27 protein-coding genes are annotated in these 23,697 nt (G+C 38.1%); 5 read left to right on the plus strand and 22 right to left on the minus strand.

The annotated features are described in order from the left end of the window. Positions 1-13: 13 nt before the first annotated feature. From JET18_RS12920 to JET18_RS12940, 5 genes are all read left to right on the plus strand, one after another. Complete coding sequence (locus JET18_RS12920) at positions 14-682, plus strand: hypothetical protein (protein WP_202091657.1); 669 nt, start codon at positions 14-16, stop codon at positions 680-682. Between the two features lie 93 nt (positions 683-775). Then, on the plus strand, positions 776-2,719 hold the full coding sequence (locus tag JET18_RS12925; RefSeq protein ID WP_228728547.1) for a hypothetical protein: 1,944 nt from the start codon (positions 776-778) through the stop codon (positions 2,717-2,719). After that, on the plus strand, positions 2,720-3,958 hold the full coding sequence (locus JET18_RS12930; protein ID WP_202091661.1) for a hypothetical protein: 1,239 nt from the start codon (positions 2,720-2,722) through the stop codon (positions 3,956-3,958). A gap of 33 nt (positions 3,959-3,991) precedes the next feature. After that, positions 3,992-4,330, plus strand: a complete 339-nt coding sequence (locus JET18_RS12935; RefSeq protein ID WP_202091663.1) for a DUF6122 family protein — start codon at positions 3,992-3,994, stop codon at positions 4,328-4,330. 241 nt (positions 4,331-4,571) lie between these two features. Next, positions 4,572-5,642: a calcium:proton antiporter gene (locus JET18_RS12940; RefSeq protein WP_202091665.1), complete on the plus strand. Its 1,071-nt coding sequence runs from the start codon at positions 4,572-4,574 to the stop codon at positions 5,640-5,642. 175 nt (positions 5,643-5,817) lie between these two features. Here JET18_RS12940 and JET18_RS12945 read toward each other — a convergent pair whose 3' ends face one another. From JET18_RS12945 to JET18_RS13050, 22 genes are all read right to left on the minus strand, one after another. Continuing rightward, positions 5,818-6,198 carry a group III truncated hemoglobin gene (locus JET18_RS12945; protein WP_202091667.1) on the minus strand — a complete coding sequence of 127 codons (381 nt, stop codon included), beginning with the start codon at positions 6,196-6,198 and terminating at the stop codon, positions 5,818-5,820. 178 nt (positions 6,199-6,376) lie between these two features. Then, positions 6,377-7,177, minus strand: a complete 801-nt coding sequence (locus JET18_RS12950; RefSeq protein ID WP_202091669.1) for a CPBP family intramembrane glutamic endopeptidase — start codon at positions 7,175-7,177, stop codon at positions 6,377-6,379. 43 nt (positions 7,178-7,220) lie between these two features. Further along, positions 7,221-8,537 carry a S41 family peptidase gene (locus tag JET18_RS12955; protein WP_202091671.1) on the minus strand — a complete coding sequence of 439 codons (1,317 nt, stop codon included), beginning with the start codon at positions 8,535-8,537 and terminating at the stop codon, positions 7,221-7,223. A gap of 67 nt (positions 8,538-8,604) precedes the next feature. Continuing rightward, on the minus strand, positions 8,605-9,291 hold the full coding sequence (locus JET18_RS12960) for a hypothetical protein (protein WP_202091673.1): 687 nt from the start codon (positions 9,289-9,291) through the stop codon (positions 8,605-8,607). Beyond that, positions 9,291-9,704, minus strand: a complete 414-nt coding sequence (locus tag JET18_RS12965; RefSeq protein WP_202091675.1) for a DUF2141 domain-containing protein — start codon at positions 9,702-9,704, stop codon at positions 9,291-9,293. Before JET18_RS12965 ends, JET18_RS12960 begins: the two co-directional genes overlap by 1 nt. Positions 9,705-9,748: 44 nt before the next feature. Continuing rightward, positions 9,749-11,944, minus strand: a complete 2,196-nt coding sequence (locus JET18_RS12970; protein ID WP_202091677.1) for a TonB-dependent receptor — start codon at positions 11,942-11,944, stop codon at positions 9,749-9,751. A gap of 2 nt (positions 11,945-11,946) precedes the next feature. Further along, a complete protein-coding gene (locus JET18_RS12975; protein ID WP_202091679.1) occupies positions 11,947-12,996 on the minus strand; it encodes an LpxL/LpxP family acyltransferase in 1,050 nt (349 codons plus the stop codon). Further along, positions 12,986-13,738: an alpha/beta fold hydrolase gene (locus JET18_RS12980; protein ID WP_202091681.1), complete on the minus strand. Its 753-nt coding sequence runs from the start codon at positions 13,736-13,738 to the stop codon at positions 12,986-12,988. Before JET18_RS12980 ends, JET18_RS12975 begins: the two co-directional genes overlap by 11 nt. Beyond that, positions 13,728-14,939 (minus strand): arginase family protein, encoded by a 1,212-nt coding sequence (locus JET18_RS12985; protein WP_202091683.1) that lies wholly within the window; start codon positions 14,937-14,939, stop codon positions 13,728-13,730. The genes JET18_RS12980 and JET18_RS12985 overlap by 11 nt, the downstream gene beginning before the upstream one ends. 1 nt (position 14,940) lies before the next feature. Continuing rightward, positions 14,941-16,119 carry a M50 family metallopeptidase gene (locus JET18_RS12990; protein ID WP_202091685.1) on the minus strand — a complete coding sequence of 393 codons (1,179 nt, stop codon included), beginning with the start codon at positions 16,117-16,119 and terminating at the stop codon, positions 14,941-14,943. A 213-nt stretch (positions 16,120-16,332) separates the two neighbouring features. Further along, positions 16,333-16,470 (minus strand): hypothetical protein, encoded by a 138-nt coding sequence (locus tag JET18_RS12995; RefSeq protein WP_202091688.1) that lies wholly within the window; start codon positions 16,468-16,470, stop codon positions 16,333-16,335. 68 nt (positions 16,471-16,538) lie between these two features. Beyond that, positions 16,539-16,679, minus strand: coding sequence for a hypothetical protein (locus JET18_RS13000; protein ID WP_202091690.1), 141 nt, complete (start codon positions 16,677-16,679; stop codon positions 16,539-16,541). Between the two features lie 59 nt (positions 16,680-16,738). Next, positions 16,739-16,876 carry a hypothetical protein gene (locus tag JET18_RS13005; RefSeq protein ID WP_202091692.1) on the minus strand — a complete coding sequence of 46 codons (138 nt, stop codon included), beginning with the start codon at positions 16,874-16,876 and terminating at the stop codon, positions 16,739-16,741. Between the two features lie 58 nt (positions 16,877-16,934). Next, positions 16,935-17,072: a hypothetical protein gene (locus tag JET18_RS13010; RefSeq protein WP_202091694.1), complete on the minus strand. Its 138-nt coding sequence runs from the start codon at positions 17,070-17,072 to the stop codon at positions 16,935-16,937. 252 nt (positions 17,073-17,324) lie between these two features. Next, positions 17,325-17,618: an acyl carrier protein gene (locus JET18_RS13015; RefSeq protein ID WP_048505070.1), complete on the minus strand. Its 294-nt coding sequence runs from the start codon at positions 17,616-17,618 to the stop codon at positions 17,325-17,327. A 4-nt stretch (positions 17,619-17,622) separates the two neighbouring features. After that, positions 17,623-18,840, minus strand: a complete 1,218-nt coding sequence (locus JET18_RS13020) for a beta-ketoacyl-[acyl-carrier-protein] synthase family protein (protein ID WP_202091696.1) — start codon at positions 18,838-18,840, stop codon at positions 17,623-17,625. Between the two features lie 46 nt (positions 18,841-18,886). Then, positions 18,887-19,633: an SDR family NAD(P)-dependent oxidoreductase gene (locus JET18_RS13025; RefSeq protein WP_202091698.1), complete on the minus strand. Its 747-nt coding sequence runs from the start codon at positions 19,631-19,633 to the stop codon at positions 18,887-18,889. Beyond that, positions 19,630-20,814: a beta-ketoacyl synthase N-terminal-like domain-containing protein gene (locus JET18_RS13030; protein ID WP_202091700.1), complete on the minus strand. Its 1,185-nt coding sequence runs from the start codon at positions 20,812-20,814 to the stop codon at positions 19,630-19,632. The genes JET18_RS13025 and JET18_RS13030 overlap by 4 nt, the downstream gene beginning before the upstream one ends. Positions 20,815-20,821: 7 nt before the next feature. After that, positions 20,822-21,250 (minus strand): 3-hydroxyacyl-ACP dehydratase FabZ family protein, encoded by a 429-nt coding sequence (locus JET18_RS13035; protein WP_083997320.1) that lies wholly within the window; start codon positions 21,248-21,250, stop codon positions 20,822-20,824. 29 nt (positions 21,251-21,279) lie between these two features. Further along, positions 21,280-21,744: a 4'-phosphopantetheinyl transferase family protein gene (locus JET18_RS13040; protein ID WP_202091702.1), complete on the minus strand. Its 465-nt coding sequence runs from the start codon at positions 21,742-21,744 to the stop codon at positions 21,280-21,282. Further along, positions 21,719-23,107, minus strand: a complete 1,389-nt coding sequence (locus tag JET18_RS13045; protein WP_202091704.1) for an AMP-binding protein — start codon at positions 23,105-23,107, stop codon at positions 21,719-21,721. The genes JET18_RS13040 and JET18_RS13045 overlap by 26 nt, the downstream gene beginning before the upstream one ends. Beyond that, on the minus strand, positions 23,107-23,520 hold the full coding sequence (locus JET18_RS13050) for a hypothetical protein (protein ID WP_202091706.1): 414 nt from the start codon (positions 23,518-23,520) through the stop codon (positions 23,107-23,109). The genes JET18_RS13045 and JET18_RS13050 overlap by 1 nt, the downstream gene beginning before the upstream one ends. Positions 23,521-23,697: the final 177 nt, after the last annotated feature.

Raw genomic sequence — 23,697 nt, forward strand, 5'->3', positions numbered from 1 at the left:
TTAAAACTCAATTATGAAAAATTTTATGAAGCTGTTGGTACTGCTTCTGCCTTTGTTGCTGCTGAGCAGCTGTTTTGATATTTTAGATAAAGTGAATGTCAAAGCTGATGGAAGCGGGGAGTATACCCTTATCCTTAACGCGAGTAAAAGCAAAACAAGGCTGGCTTCTATTTCAAAAATGGAGACCATCAACGGAAAAAAAGTTCCCAAAAAGGCTGAAATTGAAGATAAAATCAATGAAGCATCCAGAATATTCAAAGGCACACCCGGAATCACCAATGTGAAAACTTCAATGGATTTTGATAATTACATCCTTAAACTGAGCTGTAATTTTAAGAAAATCGAAAATATCAACGCCGGTCTGGAACAGCTTAAAGCCAAAAATATCCTTGGAAAAATGATTCCAACCCAGATCTACAGCCAGAATCTTCAGAAAAAATCATTTACCAGAAATAAGGTCAATACTTTCAAAGCGGATTACGACAAAATGGGAAAGGCAGACAAAGAGGTCTTTAACAATGCAAAGTATACCTCCGTGATGCAGTTTGAAAATACTGTAAAATCCCAGACAAACAGCGCTTATGTGCTGGCCCCGAATAAAAAAGCAGTCAAGCTGGAAGCGGAAATTCTGGATCTTATCTTTCAGAAGAAACAACTACAAAACACCCTATTATTTCAATAATTTTAACACTCAACCATGAAATCTATAGTAAAAAAAACACAAACAATTGCCTTCATACTTTTTGGTTTTATGCTTGCTTTTGCTCAAAACAGCATGAAAATCCCAAACGATGTCGTATTTTATATGGAGATCAACGGGAAGCAGCTTAACCAAAAGATCAACTGGCAGAAGCTTAATCCTTTATTGCATGAATTAAGCAAGAAAAACAAAGAAAATTCTTCATGGAATGATTATTCCAAGACGGGAATTAAATATGATGCCACGCAATATCACTACGCGAGCTTTAACGATTCCATACAGACTTATACAACGCATTTTATCATCGATAACAAAGCGAAGTTTCAGGAATTCATCAATTCTACCAAGAAAAAAGGATTAGAAATTTCCCAGAAAAAAAACTACTCTTATGTGGATATAGATGATGATGTTTTTGTAGCATGGAACAACGACCGTGCGGTTTTAAGCATGGTGAATTATACCAAGCCGTACAAAGATCTCCTGACTGAGGAAAATGTAGACAGTATTGCTGCTGTAGCCGACAGTGCCGTTGCAGCTATTGTAGACAGTGCTTATGTGACCGAACCGGAGCTGCCTTTTGATTATAAGGAAGAAATCGTGATGCTGAAAGACGAGATCAAATATTTAAAAGAGAGCATCAAGGAAAATAATAAGGAAATTACAAGGATCCAGAAGGACATCAAATACCTGGAGAAACACCATAAATATCCAAAGGAAAACGTAGATACGCAGCATTCTGAGGGGGAAACCGAAATGTATCCGCAGGAAGAGGAGTATGCAGAAGCGGAAATAGATTCATCATACCAGAAAGAACTGGATTCTATACGCAGAGAAGATTTCAAAATTGTAAAGAAAATTGCAGAAGGAAGATTTGATCAGTATTTCAGCTCTAGTCTGGAAATTGAAGTTCCTAAAGCAATGCTCACATTCAGAGATCCGAATTCTGATGCATATGTCTACACATATTACGGAAAGCTTATGAACGACGGGATTTACGGGAAAATGATGAAGCGTTTTGAGTTTGGGCAGTTTTTCAGAAATGCCTATGATTCCAATTCGTACTACAACTTATATTTTGATAAGGATAAAGTAAAGCTGGTGAACAATTACCAGCATAAAAATTCAGAAACCCAGAAAACAATTTCATCCGTTTATAAAGGAAAGAAAAACAAAAAGCTGGCGGCATTGATCAATGACAAAAGTGTGGGTTATTATGTGATGAACGTCAACGGGTCAAAATGTTTTGACATGATGTACAACCTGCTTCAGGATTCCGGAGACGGCGAGTACAAAAAAGAAATGGAACTGATGATGGAAACCATGAAGATCATTCTTGATGAAGAAGCCATTACCAAAATAGCTCCAGGAAACGGAATTTTTGTTCTGAATGAATTGAAATCCAAACAGGTAGAATACACCGACTACGAATATGATGAAAACTACAATGAGAAGGAAGTGAAGAAAACCAAAGATGTAGCCGTTCCTAATTTTACCTTTGCTTTTGCTACGGAAAATGAAGGTTACTGGAACCGTGTTTTCAATGTATTGTCTACCAACAAACATTTATCGAAAAATTTCTCAAAAGCCGGAAACATTTACTCTTTTAAAGACGAAAAAGGAGACGGGTATATGGATCAGCTGTATTTTGTGGTAAAAGACGGGATTGTTTATCTTACAAGTTCTACAGACAACCTTTCGGCTCAGAGCCAGTCGGATGTTTCCAAGCAGTGGGCAAAAGATTCATCTAAATATCCGTTGTCAGGAAGACTGGATGTTCAGAAACTTTTAATTGGTTTAGAGAAGGAATTTAAAACACCTTCAGAGCGAAAATCACTGGATCTGTTCAGAAAAAATGTAGGGGAAATGTACTACAGAACAGAGGTGAAAGGCGACAGCGTAGAAACGGAAATTGATTATAAAATTAAAAACTCTTCCGAAAACAGTCTGATGTATTTCTTCGATCTGTTTGATGAGATCTATAAAATCAATGAAGCAGAAAAAAAGCCTCAAATCCTATAAATGAACAAAAAGAAACTTATTGTCCCGTTAATTCTTTTACTCGCCGCTGCGGTATGGTTTGTGTTTTTTTATAAGAACAAAACATTGAAATTTGTTCCTGAAAATGCAGATGCAGTCGTTTTAATTGATGTAAAAAAATTAACGAGACAATATATTTCAAGCCTGATTACCCATCCTTCCAGGTGGTCGGGAAGCAAAACAAAAGATCAAAAAACCGTTTCGTTAAAAGATTCAGGGATCAGAATTCCGGATTTCTTACAGGTTTTCCACCTGAAAAATACAAGGTTTTCCGAATGGTACACCGTGCTTGAGCTTAAGAATGCGGAGAAATTCTCAGCTTATTTAAAAAGCCATCAGTTCGTCAGCAAAGGCGAAAATATCTTCCAAAAAGACCAGATTTTTGTTAAAATTGAAGGTGAATACTGTATGGTGGGAACCTCAGCTTTAGCTTTTAACAAGATCAGTCAGCAGCTATTTCAATCTTCTGAAAAAAATACACTGAATGCAGAACAGTTTATCCATAACTCCTTAGGAAGTATTTCTTTTATTTCCGGAAAGAGCATTCAAAGCTTTTCCATTGATTTGAAAAAGGACGAAATAGAGATAAAGAATACGGGCAACCCACAAAATTTAACCTCAATAGATTCTAAACTGCAGCAGAAAAATTTCTTTTTAGACGCAGAATTAGATGCAGAAAACATCAGAAATTACACATCTCTTTTTAATAAAAGCATTGGAGACTCTTCCGGGATCAGTTATTTTAAAGCCGCAGCAGATATAGAACAGGTGAATGATACCATCATTAGCTATGAGTATGATGATAATTTTAATGAAGTGGAAAAAAAGACCTTTCAGAAAATTATCCAGCCTAACTATGTGATGGACCTTCAAACCGCTGCTCCGGAAAAAACGTGGGCGTATTTTCAGCATAAAAAATGGATCAACGATCAGAATCAGTTCACCGCGATCCCTTTCCAGCCTAACCGTATTGATAAAAGCAATGAAGGAATTACCGTGAAATCTACCAGAAAGCCGATATCATTATCCCCGAAAATTAAAGAAAACTATATTCTGATCAGGAACAATCCTTTATTGCTGAATTCTTTAAGCAGTTTATCGCCGGCAGAGAAAAGAATTATCTCAGACGTAGAATATATTTATTACGGAAATAAAGCCCGGACGTACTGGCTGAAAATTAAAGCAAAGAAAGGGACGCTGCCTTTAATTTTAAGATGGTAAATTTGCAGAAACCGTATTAAAGACAGACTGCTCATGGCCTTATCTGATATTGCATTACTGAAATCCATCACACACTATTTTCTACATCTGGTTTTTCCGGTTTTCATTGCATTGGTGTTTTTCCGCAAAAACTGGAAAAAGGCGTATCTTATTATGCTGGCCACCATGCTGGTAGATCTGGATCATATTTTTGCCAATCCTGTTTTTGATCCTTCAAGAAATAGTATAGGTTTTCATATTTTGCATTCCTATTATGCTATTGCGGTGTATTTTTTGCTGCTGTTTTTTAAAGGAAATATCAGAATTGCAGCCATTGGTCTTTTGTTTCATATGCTGACGGATTTTCTGGATTTTAACCTGTGGCCTCACTAAGGGGAAGGAAGATGGAGGAGGGAAGCTGGAAGTTAATATTGGGTTTCAAGATCAATTAATGCCATAATAAGTAATAAAGCAGGATTTAAAAGAATAAAAATAGGGGAGTAGCTGTCATTTCCGACTTCAATAACCTCCCTCTTCGTGCTTCTGGCTTCCTTCCTTATTACATTAAAATATCATTAATATTTTCTTTTGATATTTCAAATTTCATAGATTTTTTGTATTTTGTAGACACTTTATGAGATTAAAAGAACTTTTACATTATACGTATATTTTCCCTGTTCTGGCAGTGGGGTATTACTTTTCCGGCCTGATGGGCGGTGGAGTTATCAATGACATTATTGCAGGGCTTCTGCTCACCGGAAGTGTTTTATCCGCAGTGCATCACGCAGAAGTGGTGGCTCATAAAGTAGGGGAGCCGTTCGGAACCATTATTCTTGCCCTTTGTATCACCATTATTGAAGTCGCACTCATCATCTCACTCATGGTGGCCGGCGGAGATCAGGCGATCACGCTGGCAAGAGATACCGTTTTTGCTGCCGTCATGATTATTCTTAACGGAATTCTGGGGATCTGTATCCTCGTGGGTGGTGTGAAATACCATGAACAGTTCTTCGCAAGAACTTCTGCAACCACCTATCTGGTAAGTATTGTTTCCATTCTGGTGCTTACCCTTGTTCTTCCCAATTTTACTTCAAGTGTCAACGGGCCATTTTATAACGAAGCCCAGCTTATATTTATTTCCATTGCCTGTCTTGTGATCTACGGAGTTTTCCTGATGGTACAGACGGTGCGTCACAGAAGCTATTTTATTGTTCCTGATGAACATCCCGAAGAACATTATATTCCTTCCCTGAATAAAACGCTGATAAGTTTTGGCTTTCTCGTTGTATGTCTGATTATTGTCGTTTTAATGGCTAAAGGTCTTTCCGGAACCATTGAAGGCATGGTACAGAGTATTGGAGCGCCGAAATCTTTGGTTGGGGTTATTATTGCGGGAGTTGTACTGCTTCCCGAGGGTGTGGCAGCCATCCGTGCGGCAAGAAGCAACCAGATACAGTCCAGTTTGAATCTGGCATTGGGATCTGCATTGGCGAGTATCGGACTCACGATTCCGGCGGTATCTACCGTTTGTATTGTGTATGATATTCCTCTGGTATTGGGACTTGATAAAAAAGATATTATCCTGCTTTCGCTATCCGTATTTATTGTGATGCTCTCTTTAAGCCGCGGAAAAACAAATATTCTCTATGGAACGGTCTTATTGGTGAATCTTGCTGCTTACATTTTCACGGTCATTGTTCCTTAATTAGATTCTAGAAGTTAGATGTTAGAAATTAGAAGTTAGAAAAAGTCAGCTTTTCTGGAGTTTCCGTTTTTTAATCCAAAATCTATAACTCGAATCCAAAATCTCGTATCCCGCATCTCGAAAACCCGCATTCCGAAACTCTCAACCCCAAAACACTCCGACTCTCAAACTTATATCACAGTCTCCTCGCCAGCTCCATTTTAAACGCCATCAGCTTGGCAATATTCTCAGATTTGTAAATAGCGGTGTCCGCATTTTCTCCTGCGAAATTTTCCTCGATAGTGGTTCTCCACAGCTTTAGCCATTGGTCAAAATGCTTTTGCTCCATAGCCTGGATTTCGTTGATGGGAAAATGGACGCCCATAGGATTTCCTTTATAGCTCATCTGCCCGAAAAGAATAGATTCCCAGAATGAATACATTTTCGGGAGGTGCTTGTCCCAGTCTACTTTGGCTACATCATTAAAGAAAAAACCAATCGTCTCATCTTTAACGACTTTAGCGTAAAATGAATTAACGAGATGCTCAATATCCTCTCTTGATTCCAATTTTTTCATACCTCAAATGTAGTGCAAAATCAAATTAAAAATTCAATCGGCAGCTTGATAAATTTCATAATCAAAAGCTATTTATAATCAAAAGTTAAATCGTATACAGGGATTAAATTGTTGATAATCAATCTGTGTCTGGGCATTAATTTTCCTGACGAATTCTACGTTCATCCATTGAATATTGTTATTTGATTTGATCTGAATATTTCTCAGAATTGAATTTCCAGAGCGTTTTCCGATTTACGGACAGAGGAATTTCATTTTTCAGTTTAAAACGGATGGTATAAACCACAGAGAAACCAACGGTTAAGAATCTGCAAATATTAGCACCCCATGATCCTATTACCGTATCATCGAAATTAAAGACCATCCAAATCAGATTCATAAAAGAATGAAGAATAATGGGCACCCAAAGATTGAAATTCCATTCCGTATAAAGCCATGCATACAGGATAGAAGCCAGGAAAGTGAGGGTGAAAATTTCTATGAGATCAATCATCTGCGTTCCCTGATAAAGGTGTCCCAATGCAAAAATAAATGAAGCCACCGCTACCGAGGGCACAAATCCTAATCTGACAAACCTAAACAGAATTCCAAAGATGAAAGCCCTATAGATGATCTCTTCAAACAATCCGGCCAGAAAGCTTTTGGCAAAGAGATTGGCAGGATCTATCTGAATATTCAGCTTACTGAAAAGGAGTCCGTACAAAGCCATGGGAAGGATAAACAATAAGGAAAGCCCAATTCCTTTTACCAGGCCGCGCGGATGAAGACCGATGGTCTCAAACATGTTTTTACCGGCTATGATCCGCAGTGAAATCAACAACGGAATAACAGCCAGAACATACACCAGAAAATAAGACAGCAGCGGAAATCGGATATACCCATCGAAAAACTTCATAATGGTTTCGAAATGATATGACACCACGGAATACAAGGCGTACGAAAATATCGGAATAAGAAATAATGTAATGCTGTTTTTCATAGGGGACATTTGAACAAGAAAGATAAAAAGATTATCACAATGATCAATGCATATCAAGAGCCTTTCTCAGGATATCATCATTATTATTAAGGAAGCTTTCAATATCGGGTTCCATTTCCAGATCCGGGGGGATTCCCTGTCTTTGTGTGGAATTTCTGTCTAAGACAATTCTGTACAACGGAATTTTCACCTCTACTTTGGTTTTCGGCAGTGTTACTGTGGGAAATGCCCCGCCATTGTTACCGTTGTATCCTCCGGAAGGTCTGCTTCCTATAATCTTTACATTCTCCAGTTTTCTTTTTAAAATGGTCACGCACATGGTGGATGAAGATGCGGTACCTTCGTCTGTAAGGATCTTTACCGATTTTATAGTATTGTCTTTTAAAGGTTTGTATCGGTACATATACGCTCTTGTATCTGCATCAATTTTTTTTGATGTAAAGATATTTTCAAAAGTATACTTTACTTTAGACAGGGCGAAATACAGCTTTCCTTTTGTATTTAAATAGCTGAAAAGATCACTTTTTCTATAGTCAATATCATATCCGATAGGCTCAGAGACAAGATTCTGACACAGAAACATGGCAGATCTCATACTGCCTCCTAAGTTTCCCCTCAAATCAATGATCAGATCTTCCGTATTATTTTCTTTAAAAAATCTAAATGCTTTTCTGAAGAATCTTTTTGACGGGCCATCGAAGCCTGAAATTTTAAGTATCCCGGTTTTCCCCGCCATCTGCACACTGTTTGTCCCCAGCGATACTGTTGAAGAAGTTTTCGCTTTGGCGGGTAAGGCGGTATCAGTTCTTTCCGGCAGCGGAACTTTTTGAAGATCAAAAGTTCCCGCCCCGGTCAGAACAGTAATGGTATCATTTTTCGCAAAGTACTCTTCCAAGAGAACAGAAAAATTCCTTATAAAAAAATATTCTCCAAAACCGCTTCCTCCTCCATCAGTTCCCATCATTTGATTGAGATTACTAAAAATATTTTCGATGGGAATATTGTTAATGCTAATGATTTTGCTGCCTATCCATTTTTTGTCAGCTCCCGCAGTAATGAAAAAGCCATTATTTTTCATCACTTCCAAAGTCAATCTATTTTCGGGTGCCAGCCGTGGTTTTGTAACTCCGGTATGGATACAACCCAGCTTATAAAATATTTTCCCAAGAATAATTCTATACCGGAAAAATGATATCGAATCTGTCTGAATGTCTTTTTGTGCGGCAGAAATAATCTCAGAAATTTCCGGGCCGTCCAGATGATCATTGTATAAAGGATGAGACCTAATAACGGTTTCAAAATAGTTCAGATCATGAAGAACATCTTTTTTTGCATAGGTTTGCGCTGGAATCATTTGCATAAAAAAAATTAAAAAGCAAAATAAAACGGTATTCCGGACAGAGAAATTCAGCTTTTTTGCAGCCGTATTACTCATTTTTACAGCTGCAGCTTTGAATAATCTTATTGGCCACTACAGAACCTCCCCAGGTAGGGTAAATATTCGTCAGTCTTTTTACTTCTCCCAAATCTTCTGCAAAGTATTTATTGGCCAGGAAAAGTTCTTTACACAAATCCGGATATTTGGATTTAAGGAATTGGGCCATTCCTTCTTTGAATAAGGTATTCAGGAATAGTGCTCTGGGATTGTTGTTTATTTTTATAGCCGTTTCAAATGCACTGTTCACTTCTCCGGAATACTGCGGACCGTTTTTCATAGGATCCATACTTACAGCTGATAAAAACAAGAACCCTTTTAATGCATAAGCCTCGCTTTTCTCTTTGTTATTCTTGCTCATATCAATCAGCTGGCCGATATTTTGGGAACAGAAACTGAAAATATTATTTTTTTCTTCTTCACTTTTGCTGTCTCTCAGGATCAGCAGTTTAAAGTAAATAAGATAATATTTAGCGCCCCAGTCATTCTTATATTTGCTGCTGAGTCTCTCCATCATCTGCGATTCTTTACGAAGAGATTCCACAGAATATTCTTTTTCCAGATTTTCAAGAGATTTCAGGACTACCTCCTGAGTTTCTTTTTCGATGGATGAATTTTGTGCATGTACAGCCGTACCTGCAAAAATTAAAAACAGGATAAGATAAATTCGTGTTTTCATTATTTTAGATTTATTGTTATTGAGTTGTTTGCTTTCACCGTAAATGAGGCTTCTTCAAATTTCGGAGGGCCAAATGATCCCCTTGCATTCTGAGAGAATCCGTAAGGTTCAAGAGGTATTCCGAGGAAATTTTTATCCAGCTTGCCATCCGCGTTTTCATCAAGGTAGGCAGACAGGGAAATAGATTTTCCCACCTCCAGATCTTTGATCACAAAATGTTTTTTGCTTCCGTTATAATTGGTTTTGAACCGGGCAACCGCAGTCTGGAGAAATTTTTCTGAATTATCATACACGGCAATATACAGTGTCCCTTTTTTAGACTCAGAAGTGGTAAAAGAAATAGATACATTTTTCTTCTGCTGGGAATGACTGAAGTTAAAAATTAAAATACATAAAAAAATGAGCTGTTTCATGTTCTTGTTTTTTTGATATTAAACGATCAGCGATCGGGTTATTTTTATAAATCTTTCACTTTATCTTTGGTTGATTTGGAACCTCCGATGGTGTAAAACACACCCAGGAAGTAGAATCTGTCGGATACCGGAAGAATCATCTGCTCCTGGCGCATTCCGTTGCTCTGCAAATCTCCGTAGTTATATCCTGCTATATTTTTGAAATTAAATATATTGGAAACGGATCCATGGATATAAAATTTATTTGAAAACAGATAGGTAAGATTCAGATTTACAGAATTATATGGTTTTATTCTTGAGTTCTGAAATCCGTCTTTGCTGTTCGGGTTGGTATAAGGTTCACCGCTGGAAAATAAATAAGATAACCCTACCATACTGTTGACTGCATTCAGCCAGAACTGTGTATTGACTGTAAGGTTATGCCTGGAATAAAAAGGCGGCGTAGCCAGCGTTGGATAATTCTGATAGTCTCTTTTGGAATTCAGATAGGTGTAAGATATTCTGTAATCAAAATTATTGAAAGTCTTTTTGTCATAGAAGAACACATCCACTCCTTCTGCATATCCGTACCCGTCATTGTTAAAATTAATAGGCTGTCTTGAATTTGGTGCATAGACGAATTTGGTCAGGTCACTGTATTTTTTCTTAAACGCATCTACAAAAATAGTCCTGTTGTTTTTTTCATAGTAAATGTTCACCCCATACTGCTCTGCTCTTTCGCTTTTAAGGTTGCTCTTGAAATCGAAGACAAGGTCTCCGTTGCGCGGGCTTTGATAATACTGCCCGTAGTACAGGGAATACTTGATTCCGTTCGGACTTTTGTATTCTCCCCTGATTCTCGGAGAGATTTTCACATCTTTTGTATAGGAATAATAATCCTGTCTGATTCCTGCATTCAAAGAAAATCCTTTTTTGAATTTATAGGAATTTTCAGAAAAGAAGGCAATAACATTGTTGTCGATGGATCTGTCCAGCCTGTTTTTGGTATTATTTCCGTCAGCATAGTCTATAAAATAATGTACGTTAATAAATTCCACCCCAAATGTGCTGTTCAGGTTCTTTACAGGCGTGAAAGAAAGCTGGGATTTAATGTGTAACATGTTATTATCCACCTTGGATCTGTCGTTCTCGGAGAATATTCCCGCAATATTCCTTTTATTGAAATTGTAGGCTATCCCGGAAAAAAACTTCACCTTATCCAGATTCAGATTAATGGTCTGGTTGGAATAGATGTTTCCTTCGTACAATACGGTATTAACCATATTATTTGAAATGGCAATGTCATCTCTCTGATAATCGAAGGTCGTGTAATCAAACCGGTTATATGATTTTATATATCCGTTTTTGATCTTATAGGTAGCTGCCAGTTCACCGCCTGTCATATTATAATCTTTATTCCAGTGATATCTTGAAGGAAACACAGCTCTGTACGGCTTCAGGTTCAGGTATTCTACCTTAGTCATCAAGGTAAGGTTATCATTGATTTTATTGGTCATAGACACATCTGCTCCAACGCTTTTTACAGACATTTCAAGCTCCTTATCTACGTCATTAGATTTGGTGTTGAGTGATAAAATACTCGACAGCGCCTGTCCATATTCTGAGGAAAATCCGGATGTTGCAAAAGAAACACCGCTGAAAATCATCGGGGAAAAACGGCTTCTCGCAGGAATACTTGGCCCTGCGGTTCCAAACGGGCTGCTCATGAGCATGTTGTTGATCATTACTGCAGATTCATTTTGGTCACCTCCTCTTACGAATAATCTTCCGTCATTAGGGTTAAGCTGTACTCCCGGATAGGATTTAATTACAGCAGCCATTACGTCTCCCAGGGAATTAGGGGTCAGGATAAGGTCCAGAGGACTCAATGCAGACAGCTGCCCGTCGCCGTTTTTTTTCCCTTTGATAATGCTTATGCCTTCTATTCCGGTGGTCCGGCCTTTATACAAAGTGGTCTTGCCCAGATTCATTTCACCCGGTTTTACTTTGTATTCTTCTTCTCCATGATCGTAACCATCTTTCTGAAAAATGATTTTAAACTGACCCAGTTTGTCCGACTCTGCTTCAAAAGCAAAAACACCTTTCTGATCAGAAGAAGTTCCGAAGAGGGTTCCGTCTATAAAAATATTTACGTTTTCAATAGGTTTATTGTATTCATCTACAACAACACCTGAAATATGGGTTTGTGCATAATAACAGTTCTGTATAAAAACCATTATTATCAATAATTTCTTAAACATATCTATTGGTTTTTCAGAAGGGTAAACTGTTCATGGCTTACAGGATATACATTGTAACACAGCCTGTCGAACAGGTAAGCATTATCATCTATTTTAAAAACCGCAAAATGGCCGCTTTCAATATCTTTTTTCCCAAGTTGAAGAATATCTATGGTCTGATCCTTATTCAGAAGAATATCATTTGAAAGATATTTGTGAAGGTAGAACCAGGCTTCCCACTGATTCGGGTATTTTTTGATGTACTTTTCGAAATGGGAATAAATCTGCCGGATTGTTCTGTCTGCAAAATCATCGATATTTACGGTACTTTCTACAGGAATCTCTTCAAAGAAATGAACATGCGGATGAAGCTTATCTTCCGAATAATAAGTGATGAAAGGCACTATCGGTGTTTTTGTAAAGTAAGCGATTTTGGCCAGCCCGGTCCGCGAATAAAGATGATCTGCCAGGAAATCTACTTTAATGGTTTTTTCTTTATTGTATACCCCTTTATAACCTGAGTTTCCGTCCAGATAGGCATATAATGAATAGCCTTTTTTGATCAGCTGGGATATTTCTATCACCGTATTGGCTTTTTCTACATTGATGACCTTAAGGCTGTTGGTCACCTGGAACATTTTACAGAAACGTTCGTTGATTTCCAAAATTGTTTTTGCCTGTTTGTTATAGGTATTTTCATCAACAATCAGGGCAATTTTATCAATTCCGTTCAGAATCAGAACACTGATGGCCGCTTTGCAGAATCCCAGATGGCAGGTAATGTATATTTTAGGCTCGGGATCCATTTCAGAATCCAGATTTTTTCCTACCTGATCAGAAAACTGCTGAATTTCTGTAAGATCAAATTCTCTCAGCCTCATGGTCGTTATAATATCCAGATAAAGCTCCCAGTGGTCTTCTTTTGGGATTTCAGGCATAAAACGGCTTAAATTGGCGGACATAAAGTGAAAATCCTTCGTCTGTTCCTCTTCTCTCTTTTTGATCTCCTTCTGTGCAGTGACTTCTTTTATAGATTTCCTTACTTCGTATACCCGGTTTATATTATTGTTCATGGTGCAGTGTTTTTTTTATTATCTCTATTGCTTTTGGGTTATTGTTAAGGGTAAAATGTCCAAAATCTTCATATTCTTTAAAATGACAGGACGGATATATCCTTAATATTTTTTTTCTGTACTCTTTTTTCAGGGTGACATCCTGTTTTCCCACAATGACCAGGGGACGTAATCTTTTATTCACGATCTGAGTGGTTTCCGTAAGGTGCCTCAGCTGTTTGATAATCACCTCTCTAAGATTGTTTCTCTTCACATAAAACAGAAACATAATAGCCAGAAACGGGTTTTCTTTTCTTTCTTTTTCCGTGTAACAGTATTCTATCAGTTTCACCGAAAATTCGTTCAGATCTTTACGTAAAATTTCCGCAAGGGAACGGTAATACCGTAAATCTTCTTCTTCTACGTTGGGCGGTGTACCAATGAGAATCAGGTTTTTGATGTCATAGATCTCAGCCAGATACATAGCGACTTTACCGCCGTAGCTGCAGCCGATGAGGAAGGTTTCTTTTTGCTCAAGCTGTTCAAGTTCGGTTTTCAGATTTTCCACGAGCTTTGAAAAAAGATCTTCCGGTGCTGTTTTGTTATCCAGATATCCGGGGTAATCGATCAAAACCAGTTCATATCCTTCAAATTCTTCTTTTACATGCACAGTATCTGTCCAGTAAGAGCTATCCATTCCCATCGGATTCAGAAAGACAATCCTTTTTGCCTGGTGGCGGTTGTATCTTTCTTTAATCAGCATTTTTCCGGATGCTATTAATCAGATCGAACATCATCTGACAAACGATCTGCGGAGACTGGTCGTTGCTGTCCGGATATACCTCAACAATATCGCAGCCTACGATGTCTTTATCTGTGAGAATATCACGGATCAGTTTCTGGCACTCATCAAAGGTTAATCCATTAATAACCGGTGTAGACGTATTATTAAAGAAAGCAGGATCCAGTACATCAAAATCAAAAGTCACGTAGAATTTTTTATCTGCCGGTATATTGGCTAGCGGAAGGTTGTTTTTCAGGGCCTTTTTTATTTCGTGTGCCCAGATGATGGTTTGCTTTTCATTTGAACTCTGACGGTTATTCACAAGACCGCGGATCCCGAATTGAAATGCATGCTTTAGCCCATCCTCAAAACATTTTGTCATAAAGTTCCCGTGATGATGTACCGTATCGGTATTTCTGATGGTATCGTAGCTGGAGGTGTAGGTATCTGTATGGGCATCAAAGTGCAATACGCAAAGATCATCCCCATATTTATCTATAGCTCCTTTGATAAGCGGATAGCTTATTGAATGATCTCCTCCGATAAAGAAAGGAACCAGATGTTCTTTTTTGAAACAGGTTCTGGAAATTTCATAGATCTTTTCGTACATAAAGCCCGGGGATTCGTGGGTATTGAAAAATATATTTCCGAAGTCGAAAAGTTCTCCCTCTTTTATGGCGGTCATCAGCTGAAGATAGTCTTCATGCGTTCCTCCGAAAACATCCGGTTTTACCTGCGAAGCCGAAGACAGGTCCAGGCCGTATTTTTTAGTATACGCCCGTAAAGAATTGGCTAGCTGAGAAGACTGAATATTTTCTTTGTTCCCGATTCCAAGGGGCACGCCGATGAAGCCAAATGATTTTTTCGCAAGAGGAGCAGCCATGCTTTTATACGGAAGACTGAACAAATGAGGAGTATGCGGTGTGATTTGGGTAACGATATCTTTGTAGTTGTTATCCAGAACAATATAGCTTTTGGCCGTGAGTGTTTTCAGGATACCGCCCAGATCATCATTGATGTCTTCGAATCTTTCTTCCAGTTCACGGTAGGGCTTTGGCATTTTCAGGAAATCTATAATTTCAAAAATACGGTCTCCGCAAAGGAGCTTCTCGCCGGTAATGGAATTCACCAATTTATTTTCTTCTTTATGAACGTATGGATTGGTATGGAGTGTTTTCATATCAGTATATTTTTGATCTTACGGTTTTGTATAATGTTTTAAGAAGTTTGGTAAAATAGATCAGAAGCAGGGTCAGAATTGCAAATTTGTAGACCAGCTTAAGGATAGAACAGGCATCCATATTTCCTACTTTAAGAATACTTCCGAACGTATTGACATAAGTTCCCAGGAAATTGATAATCGCCAGAGCCAGCATTACATTAACGCCTACTTTGAGCACTGAATAAATAATAAGCGGCGGGCTATAGGGATTCATGTATTTCCGTTCATCTTCAATAAAGAAAGAGGAAAGAGGACTGATGATCTTTTTCATCCAGAATCTGATGCACATCTGGTATTTTTTACTGAGATTAGGCAGATTGAACAGATCACTGTAAAGCCAGTAACCGTCAAACTTGAAAAACGGAAATAAATTAACAAGCATCGTAATTCCGTTGATAATAAATACATTGTGCAGCACATGCAGAACCTGATCATTAAGATCTAAATAGGTATAAGAGCAAAACAGCAGTACCCCCAATATGGACTGGAAGAAAATTCCTCCCAGATTCACCACTATCCTTTTATATCGGCTTAATGCCCACACATTCGTTACATCTGCATAAAAAACAGGAAATATAAGGTAGAGGCCAAAGCCTATTGAATAGGTTTTCTGTTTAAAGAACTGTGTTGCAGTAACATGCCCCAGCTCATGGATGATAAGGATAAAAAATAAGCAGAGATAGGTGACAAAGTATACGCCCAGGGTATTGGTACAGTACTCTCCGTTCATATCATGCTGCGGCAAAAATGCCAGTTTATAGAGATTGAACAGAAGAAAGACTACCAGAACCGGCCAGAATACATAAGGTTTGATCAGGAATCTTAGGGCATCTGCTATTTTCTTGTAATGTTTCGGAAAAAGGAGATCTACTTTGTACCACATAAAAGAAAGGTTATTGGCTTTTTCTTTTTTGAGCAACGGAGTTACAATATCCGTTATACTTTTCTGAAGCTCTTCCGGAGTTGAGGTAATTTCATGCTCTTGGTGAAGCAGCTTACTGATTTCATCAAAAGTATGTCCTTCCTTCACCTTCAGAAAGATGGTATAGGTTACTTCATTTATTTCGTAGTATTTCTCGTTGATAATCAACAGATATCTCCCGTTATCTTTTATGATATCAAAATCACTTGTATTCATGTAATCAACAACTAAAATTTAAGTCTGAATTTTTGTATGGCTATGTGATCCTGGCATTATATAAGTGATTATCTTATGAATCACAGGTCACTCAAAACTTTCTATCCGAAGTTTTTTCTTTCAATCTTATTCTCTCTATCACCTGTTATGATGAGGTACTGATGGTAAAAAATGTAAGACGGAGCTTCAGCCCCGCCTTACAATAGAGAGGTCTTAAATAACTGATGCTTCTAGTCTAACATCTGCTCTGTTTCCATTGCATCTGTCAACATCCAAAGAAACAACAGAAGTTTCGAATCTTTCTTCCAGCTCAACGATAGAGATAGAGTTAGTTAAATTCTTGTTTTCCATGAGAATTGAATTTTAAGGGTTAATATTTAATTTTTTTTAATTAGGAACGACTTTCGTCAGGTCTTCAATTACTTTAGTACTGAAGCTTCCAATCTTACATCTGCTCTGTTATCGTTGCATCTGTCGATATCTAAAGAAACAACCGAAGTTTCGAATCTTTCTTCCAGCTCAACGATAGAGATAGAGTTAGATAAATTCTTGTTTTCCATGAGAATTTAAATTTTAAGGGTTAATACCAGTTTTTTTTAATCAGAAGATTATGATCATCTTAAACAACAGATGCCTCCAATCTTACATCTGCTGTGTTACGGCTGCATCTTTCAGCATCCAGAGAAACAACAGAAGTTTCGAATCTTTCTTCCAGCTCAACGATAGAGATAGAATTAGATAAATTCTTGTTTTCCATGAGAATTTAAATTTTAAGGGTTAATACCAGTTTTTTTAATCAGAAGATGATGGTCATCTTAAAGAACAGAAGCTTCTAATCTTACATCTGCTGTGTTACGGCTGCATCTTTCAGCATCCAGAGAAACAACAGAAGTTTCGAATCTTTCTTCCAGCTCAACGATAGAGATAGAATTAGTTAAATTTTTGTTTTTCATAAGAAATTAAATTTAAATGGGGTTAATAATATTTTTAGAACCAAACACGACTTGCAATAAGTCCTTCAATGATTAAATTGATAGCATATCTATATCCGTCCCATGCTTAAAAAGCATAGAGAAATACAATTCCTGAAATATAAATGAGGGGCGTTTCTGTCTGCAGAAACATTGAATTTTGAATTCCTTCCTCAGCGTAATGAACACACTGAATCTTTTCTGGAAGGAAAGGGTAAGAAAAGCAGTTCCGGTTTAGTCTTCAACCTTCTCTTCTATCAGATTTCCTTTTTCTATTACCAGATCCGCCAGGGAATTAATGTTCATAAAGGTCTGCTCATTAAATTCCGAAGGATCTATATTGTACTTTTCAGACAGCACGGTGGCTATTTCCAGTACAACCAGCGAATCCTGGATGATTCCGCTTTCCGGATCGTCTTCACTCCCGAAAAGGCTTTTTTCGTTGTCTATCTGATCCGGTGTAAGGTCCAGCTTCAACACATCAATGATAATCTCTTTAATTTCTTTTTTGATTAAATCTGTTTCCATATTCTTAATTTTTTTTTAATATTAAACTTGTCATACATCCACCGAATGCAAATGAATTAGAGATGGCTGTATTGATTTTTTCTTTTATAGCTTTGCGGGGGATCACCACATTTTCAGGGGTATCTATGATGATGTGATCATCCGGAAGTAAATTGGGCGGAACAAACGAATTGTTCATGGCCAGTATGGTGAGGGCTGCTTCCATGGCTCCGGCAGCTCCCAGGCAATGCCCGGTCTGGCTTTTTGTAGAACTGATGAACAGGGTGTCTTTTTTATCTCCCTGATCCAGCAGCCTGCCGATTCCGAGAAGTTCACTCCCGTCATTAGTAGGTGTTGCGGTGCCGTGGGCATTGATGTAATCTACCTCATTGATGGTGATTCCTCCTCTCTGCAGAGCGCCATCCATGCAATTGTACACTGTACTTCCATCTGCTTTTAAAGCGGTAGGATGATGGGCCTCATTCATAAAATAATAAGATAGAACTTCTGCATAGATTTCTTTATTGTTTTCTACGGCATGATCGTAATCTTCAAGAATCAAAAATACAGAGCCGTCCCCAAGCATCAGCCCGTCCCTTGTTTTGGAAAAAGGGGTACAGTATGTTTTAGACAGGGCATGAAGGCAGTTGAATCCTGAAAAAGCGAGTTCTGAAAAAATATCAACTCCTCCTGCTATCACTGTTTTATATTTTCCGGTTTTTATAAGATCCAGCCCTCTCCCGATAGAATTGGCGCTGGCCGAACAGGCAGTGGAAATGGTAGAAGACTGGCCCCTGATTCCAAAATACTTGCAAATATCCCCGGTAATGGTCTGCACAGAATGAGATGACAGAGAGAGCAGATCATGAGTAAGCTCACGAGTCTCGATAAATTCTTTATAGTATTCTGTAAAACTATGTCCGGAGCCAATTGATGAGCCAACTACCAGGGCAGCATTCTTCAGATCTTCCTTTGTAAGTCCCGCGTCTTCCACAGCCTCATTGATACTGTGAACAGCACAGCTGAACTGAATGGTCTTGTCATCTTTTGAAATTTCACTCAGGTATTCCTGATCTATACAGAAGGCTGTATCATTTCTGTAAAACTTATGATTGACATCAAACCGCTCTATATTTCTTGTACAAAGCTCGTTATCCGTCAGAGCATTAATGTGGTCTTCCTTGTTCTTTCCTAAAGAACTCAGCATTCCGATCCCTGTAACTACAACTCTTTTTTTATTCATTTCGCTCATATGGTCATAATAAATAGATTACTTACCCGTCTTAATTTTATCCTGTAATACCGCCGTCTACAATGATTTCCTGCCCGGTAAGGTATTCCGGAGAAGAACTTCCCAGATAGTAGGTAACATCCGCAATTTCTTCCGGCATTCCCATTCTTTTATAGATGCTGTTGTCTATTCTCATCTTCAGGTATTTTTCCGGAACATCATCTGTGCTTTCCGTACTTACGAAGCCCGGTGCCACAGAGTTCACAATAATTCCCATGCTTCCCACTTCTTTTACAATGGATTTCGAGAAACCTATGATGGCGCCTTTCGAGGCCGCATAAGGTGAATGTCCCGGGTTGCCTTTTGTTCCTGCAATAGAAGTGATGTTTACAATACGCCCTCCTTTGTTGCGGATAAATATGGGCAGTACTTCCCTCACTGCGTTTACTACTGACATCAGATTCATGCCCAGTATTTCCTGGAAATAATCATTGCTGCAGAACATAAAAGGTTTCAGTTTTCCGTGGCCGCCTACGTTATTGATTAAGGCTGATACAGAAGAAAATTCTTCTTTGTTCTCTTTAAAAAGTCTTTTAACATCTGCTGCATCTGCCATATCACACTTGTAGCTTTTGGCTGGTGGGCAGCTGTAGTTCTCATTAATATGGTCTACGAGCTCAAGGGCTTCTTTGTCACTGTTCTTATAGGTAAATAACACCTCACATCCTTCCTGAGCAAATTTCAGGGCTATGCTTTTTCCTATTCCTCTGGATCCGCCAGATATCAGTACTTTTTTTGCTGTCATTGGTATTTTTTTAATAGTAAAACTGTATTATTTCCGCCTAATGAATAGTTGTGGACCAGTGTAAAGCTGCTCTCGTGGTCCGGAGATACCCCCAGTGAAATATTATTGGGAATATCTTCTACACTTACATATTCCAACGGTCTGTAAGGTTCGGTAACAAACGGAGCGATAACATTCAGGTTGCTGAAACCTGACATTCCTTCTCCCAAAAGCAATTTGATATTGCTGTAATTGAATTTGTAAGGAAGCGGTTTTAATGCCATAAATTCATATTTTTTTATTTGCCACGGGAGACACGATGTACCCTGTATATTAATGGAGGCTTCTTCTTTGATCTCGTTGTCCTGCAATATTTTCTCTATATTGAACTCAAGCTGTTCCGCATCTCTTTCGAAAATGGTATACGAGGAGGTAGAGTCCATATAAGATTGATAATCCAGTATTTCACCATATATTTTGGCATTTCTCGCCAGGGCGGATTCCAGTGTTTCTATCACAACAAATCCGGCGGATTCACTGAAAATATTTTTATTGTCTGCATTAATGAGGTCTTCCTGCATAGAATCACTGCTGGCTTCCACTGCTTTCTTTTTCTTTTCGAGATTAAAAAGGGTAAGCTCCTTAATCTCATCCACGCCTCCGCATACTACAATATCGCAATGTTCATTTCTGATGAGGTCTATTCCGTATACCACACTTTCTTCTCCGTAGACGAAAGAACTTGGTCCTTTTATTTTAAATGCTCTTGAAACGTCTCCCAAAACACTGTTGGATGTTGCTTTAGAAAAATTAAACGGGCTGAGCCTGTCCGGTCCCTTCGTAAAAAGGGTGGTCAGAAAGTTCTGGATCTCAGCACTGGGTCCCAGCGTATTGGTGATGATTAATCCTGTATTTTCCAGCAGTTCACTTTCGTATAAATCCGCATCGTGCAGGGCATTGATGCAGGCTTTCATGGCAATACTTGAAAGCTGATTAGGAAACGGGGCCTTCATAGGCAGATATTTACTGATATCTATCGTCGGGATCTGTCCGAAATAAATATCTCCTATGTCATACGTGGTCCAGGAATGGCCACCTGAAAATGAGAAAGCCTTATTGGATATGCTGTCTGCAAAATCCTGGTTCTCCAATCCTTTTGGAGTAACGGCTCCCCAACCTGTAATAACGATTCTCTTTTCCAAAATTCTATTATTTTAAAACTAACTCTGCCAGGCAGACTACTTTATCTTCTAAAATCACTTCACATTCAAAGGTGTAAAAACCCATAATGATGGTCTTTAACTTTGCGGAGATCCTTAATCTTTGTTCCGGGTACACTTCATGGTTAAATGTTGTGTTTTTAATTTTTATAGCTCTACCAAGAATGGCACCCGGAACTTTTGAATATTCAAGATTAAGGCGAATAAATAATCCACAAGTCTGAAACATTGTTTCTACCAGTATAACTCCCGGAGTTATCGGGTTTCCTTCAAAATGTCCTTTAAAAAAATAGCTGTCTTCTTTGAAAAATGCCTCTGAAATCAGATGGGTATTGGGTTCAAACTCAACTATTTTTTCTACCAGCAGCATGGGCGGCCTATGCGGCAATAGTTGCGAAGGCGAAGGAAAATTTTTCATATATATAATGGTATTAATTTTTTATGTTTTTATTTTTTATGACAAACTGCACAGGCATACTCATCATCAATATTTATCTCTTCAAAATACACCGATCCGATGTCTATCTCACTTTGGTAAGCGGTGCTCAGTTTCAGTTGTAACAATTTTACCAATGCTTCCAGCTTTACCCAGTCATTCACATTATACACCGGTATGATATGGGCATAAAGTCTGTTTATAAAAGGGTAACACTTCTCACTGATTTCTCTTTTCCATTCAATGTCTATCCCTATTGGTTTCCGGGAAACGGCACAGATCACCAGGTGACGGGAATGGGAAATACTTATATAATATTCCGAGTCTTTAATAAAAGGTTCTCCGTTTCTTCCTTTTTCAATAATGATTTTCTTTCCGAAAAAAGAATTCGCTAAATCCTCTGCAACCCCATTTTTTGTTTCGTCTGCATACGTATATAAGAGGTGAATATCATTTGGTAAACTGATGACTTTCATTGTGCAGCATTACTTCAATATTGCTCAGCATTCCGGAATCCATACGGGGTGATAAAATGGAGCTGAAATCGGTATTGGGAAATTCTCTTTTGGAATTCACCACCAAATTAATGGACAGCCGGTCATTTTTCATCGCCGTATTCACTTTAAGAAGGCTTGGAATGTTATTAAAGAACAAATCCTGTATTTCAAAATCCCAAATCTTAAACGGACTAAAGTAATCCGAGTTCCTTCCGATGATATAAAATTTATCGTTTTCTATGTATACCAGATCTGAGGTCAGTACTTTGCTCAGGTCTCCGGTATATTCGTTACCATTCAGATACCCGTTAAATACCGAAGGGGTATTGATGGTAAGACTGTAAATATCCTTCTGATGGTATGTGGTAACAAAAGCCTCTTTTTCCAGGGAGATATTTTCCAGAGGAACGCCCAGATAATTCGGTTCAAAATCTTCTTTTTCCGAATAGCTTATCTTATAGGTAGCCACTCTTGGCCCTGCTTCTGATGTCCCATAAGTTTTGTAGTAGGAAGGAACAGGAAAATGTCCTGTAAATTTCAGAAAACATGTTTTTCCTACATAACCTCCTCCTATACTTATAAATTCCAAAGTTTTTCCTGCATTGCCAAGCTTCACATTGTAGGCCAGTAAAGTCCTCAGAAGTGTTGGCGTAATAAAAAAATTGGTCACATTGTATTTTTCGATATACGAAACCAAATTCAGTGCAATAAATTTGTAAGAGGACAGAATGAGGTTTCCTCCTGACAGCAGATGCGAAAGGAACTGCGCTACCAAAGCATATGAATAATACAACGGAAGACATACAATACTGGTGTGGCCGCTGTTTATTCCCAAAGAATTCACATTCGATCTGATATTCTGCAATATACTGTCCGAAGAATGCATAATATATTTTCTGATCTTTGTGGTTCCGGAGCTTGACAATACCACAGAGGTATTTTTAAGCGGCTGGTCCATATAATCATTCCTTATTAATATATTCCCGTATGGACTTTTGTGTATGTCATGCTCAAAATCAAAGGGTATGCAGGAATTATCCTGTGTAATGATTGCATAAAAGAAAGGAATTCCTTCCAGATTTTCTTTTGTGCATTCAATCAGAAGCGCACAGCCTCCTTTCTTCAGGATCAATAAATAAAGGATAATTAAATTTACTGTATTACCCTGATAATCGATCACAAACAGCTTGTCTTCAAAATCAGTCTCTGAAAAATTCTTTTCCAAAGATTCAACTTCCAATAATATTTCAGAATACGACATCTTCTTATTATTAAAATCAAGAATCCAGGAACCTGAATGGGTCAGCAGGCTGTTATGAATTTCATTCCACAGAGATCTCATCACCCCAGTTTTTGTAGTACGTTAGTAATAAACTGCTTATACTCGCTGCTGAAAGGTTTCTGTTCAAGCGTTACAGCCTGCTCTTCCAGTTCTTTTCTGTCGTGAAGGATATTTTGGGAAAAACCCAGTCCCTTTGGAATATTACTTTCGATAAGGTATCTCAGAAATACTGCTTCATATCTGTTTTCTGCATCTGCACTTTCTACTGCAGACATGATCTCTTTATTGAAAGTGGCCAGATACTGTATCTTTTTCAGCGGACTGATTACGGTCTTCGCTCTGTACGCATTGGCTACAGCATTAAATGAAGCATTTAAGCAGTTACCTTTATCCAGGCTTTCCGCTGAAGCAATAAATTTTTTGATTTCTTTTTTATTGCCTTCTCTACAATTCATTAATAGATCTCTGATCATACGTAGATATTTTAAAATTAGACATCTTTTACTTACACCGGGTGATTGGTCATTTGATATTTTCCTGAAAAAGAACATTTATCATTAAAGGAGGTTTTCAAATTTTCCGGAACAACTGTATTGATTTTTACAGTTTAGGGATCACCTATGCTGAGTTGCATTTTATATTTTTAAGTT

The organism is Chryseobacterium endalhagicum (genome assembly GCF_016745235.1).
GTDB classification, from domain to species: domain Bacteria; phylum Bacteroidota; class Bacteroidia; order Flavobacteriales; family Weeksellaceae; genus Chryseobacterium; species Chryseobacterium endalhagicum.

Excerpts from the sequence above, each read along its gene's own strand:
- JET18_RS12920 (WP_202091657.1), top strand. The coding sequence starts at position 14 with ATGAAAAATTTTATGAAGCTGTTGGTACTGCTTCTGCCTTTGTTGCTG.
- JET18_RS12925 (WP_228728547.1), top strand. The coding sequence starts at position 776 with ATGAAAATCCCAAACGATGTCGTATTTTATATGGAGATCAACGGGAAG.
- JET18_RS12930 (WP_202091661.1), top strand. The coding sequence starts at position 2,720 with ATGAACAAAAAGAAACTTATTGTCCCGTTAATTCTTTTACTCGCCGCT.
- JET18_RS12935 (WP_202091663.1), top strand. The coding sequence starts at position 3,992 with ATGGCCTTATCTGATATTGCATTACTGAAATCCATCACACACTATTTT.
- JET18_RS12940 (WP_202091665.1), top strand. The coding sequence starts at position 4,572 with ATGAGATTAAAAGAACTTTTACATTATACGTATATTTTCCCTGTTCTG.
- JET18_RS12945 (WP_202091667.1), bottom strand. The coding sequence starts at position 6,198 with ATGAAAAAATTGGAATCAAGAGAGGATATTGAGCATCTCGTTAATTCA.
- JET18_RS12950 (WP_202091669.1), bottom strand. The coding sequence starts at position 7,177 with ATGAAAAACAGCATTACATTATTTCTTATTCCGATATTTTCGTACGCC.
- JET18_RS12955 (WP_202091671.1), bottom strand. The coding sequence starts at position 8,537 with ATGCAAATGATTCCAGCGCAAACCTATGCAAAAAAAGATGTTCTTCAT.
- JET18_RS12960 (WP_202091673.1), bottom strand. The coding sequence starts at position 9,291 with ATGAAAACACGAATTTATCTTATCCTGTTTTTAATTTTTGCAGGTACG.
- JET18_RS12965 (WP_202091675.1), bottom strand. The coding sequence starts at position 9,704 with ATGAAACAGCTCATTTTTTTATGTATTTTAATTTTTAACTTCAGTCAT.
- JET18_RS12970 (WP_202091677.1), bottom strand. The coding sequence starts at position 11,944 with ATGTTTAAGAAATTATTGATAATAATGGTTTTTATACAGAACTGTTAT.
- JET18_RS12975 (WP_202091679.1), bottom strand. The coding sequence starts at position 12,996 with ATGAACAATAATATAAACCGGGTATACGAAGTAAGGAAATCTATAAAA.
- JET18_RS12980 (WP_202091681.1), bottom strand. The coding sequence starts at position 13,738 with ATGCTGATTAAAGAAAGATACAACCGCCACCAGGCAAAAAGGATTGTC.
- JET18_RS12985 (WP_202091683.1), bottom strand. The coding sequence starts at position 14,939 with ATGAAAACACTCCATACCAATCCATACGTTCATAAAGAAGAAAATAAA.
- JET18_RS12990 (WP_202091685.1), bottom strand. The coding sequence starts at position 16,119 with ATGAATACAAGTGATTTTGATATCATAAAAGATAACGGGAGATATCTG.
- JET18_RS12995 (WP_202091688.1), bottom strand. The coding sequence starts at position 16,470 with ATGGAAAACAAGAATTTAACTAACTCTATCTCTATCGTTGAGCTGGAA.
- JET18_RS13000 (WP_202091690.1), bottom strand. The coding sequence starts at position 16,679 with ATGGAAAACAAGAATTTATCTAACTCTATCTCTATCGTTGAGCTGGAA.
- JET18_RS13005 (WP_202091692.1), bottom strand. The coding sequence starts at position 16,876 with ATGGAAAACAAGAATTTATCTAATTCTATCTCTATCGTTGAGCTGGAA.
- JET18_RS13010 (WP_202091694.1), bottom strand. The coding sequence starts at position 17,072 with ATGAAAAACAAAAATTTAACTAATTCTATCTCTATCGTTGAGCTGGAA.
- JET18_RS13015 (WP_048505070.1), bottom strand. The coding sequence starts at position 17,618 with ATGGAAACAGATTTAATCAAAAAAGAAATTAAAGAGATTATCATTGAT.
- JET18_RS13020 (WP_202091696.1), bottom strand. The coding sequence starts at position 18,840 with ATGAATAAAAAAAGAGTTGTAGTTACAGGGATCGGAATGCTGAGTTCT.
- JET18_RS13025 (WP_202091698.1), bottom strand. The coding sequence starts at position 19,633 with ATGACAGCAAAAAAAGTACTGATATCTGGCGGATCCAGAGGAATAGGA.
- JET18_RS13035 (WP_083997320.1), bottom strand. The coding sequence starts at position 21,250 with ATGAAAAATTTTCCTTCGCCTTCGCAACTATTGCCGCATAGGCCGCCC.
- JET18_RS13040 (WP_202091702.1), bottom strand. The coding sequence starts at position 21,744 with ATGAAAGTCATCAGTTTACCAAATGATATTCACCTCTTATATACGTAT.
- JET18_RS13045 (WP_202091704.1), bottom strand. The coding sequence starts at position 23,107 with ATGAGATCTCTGTGGAATGAAATTCATAACAGCCTGCTGACCCATTCA.
- JET18_RS13050 (WP_202091706.1), bottom strand. The coding sequence starts at position 23,520 with ATGATCAGAGATCTATTAATGAATTGTAGAGAAGGCAATAAAAAAGAA.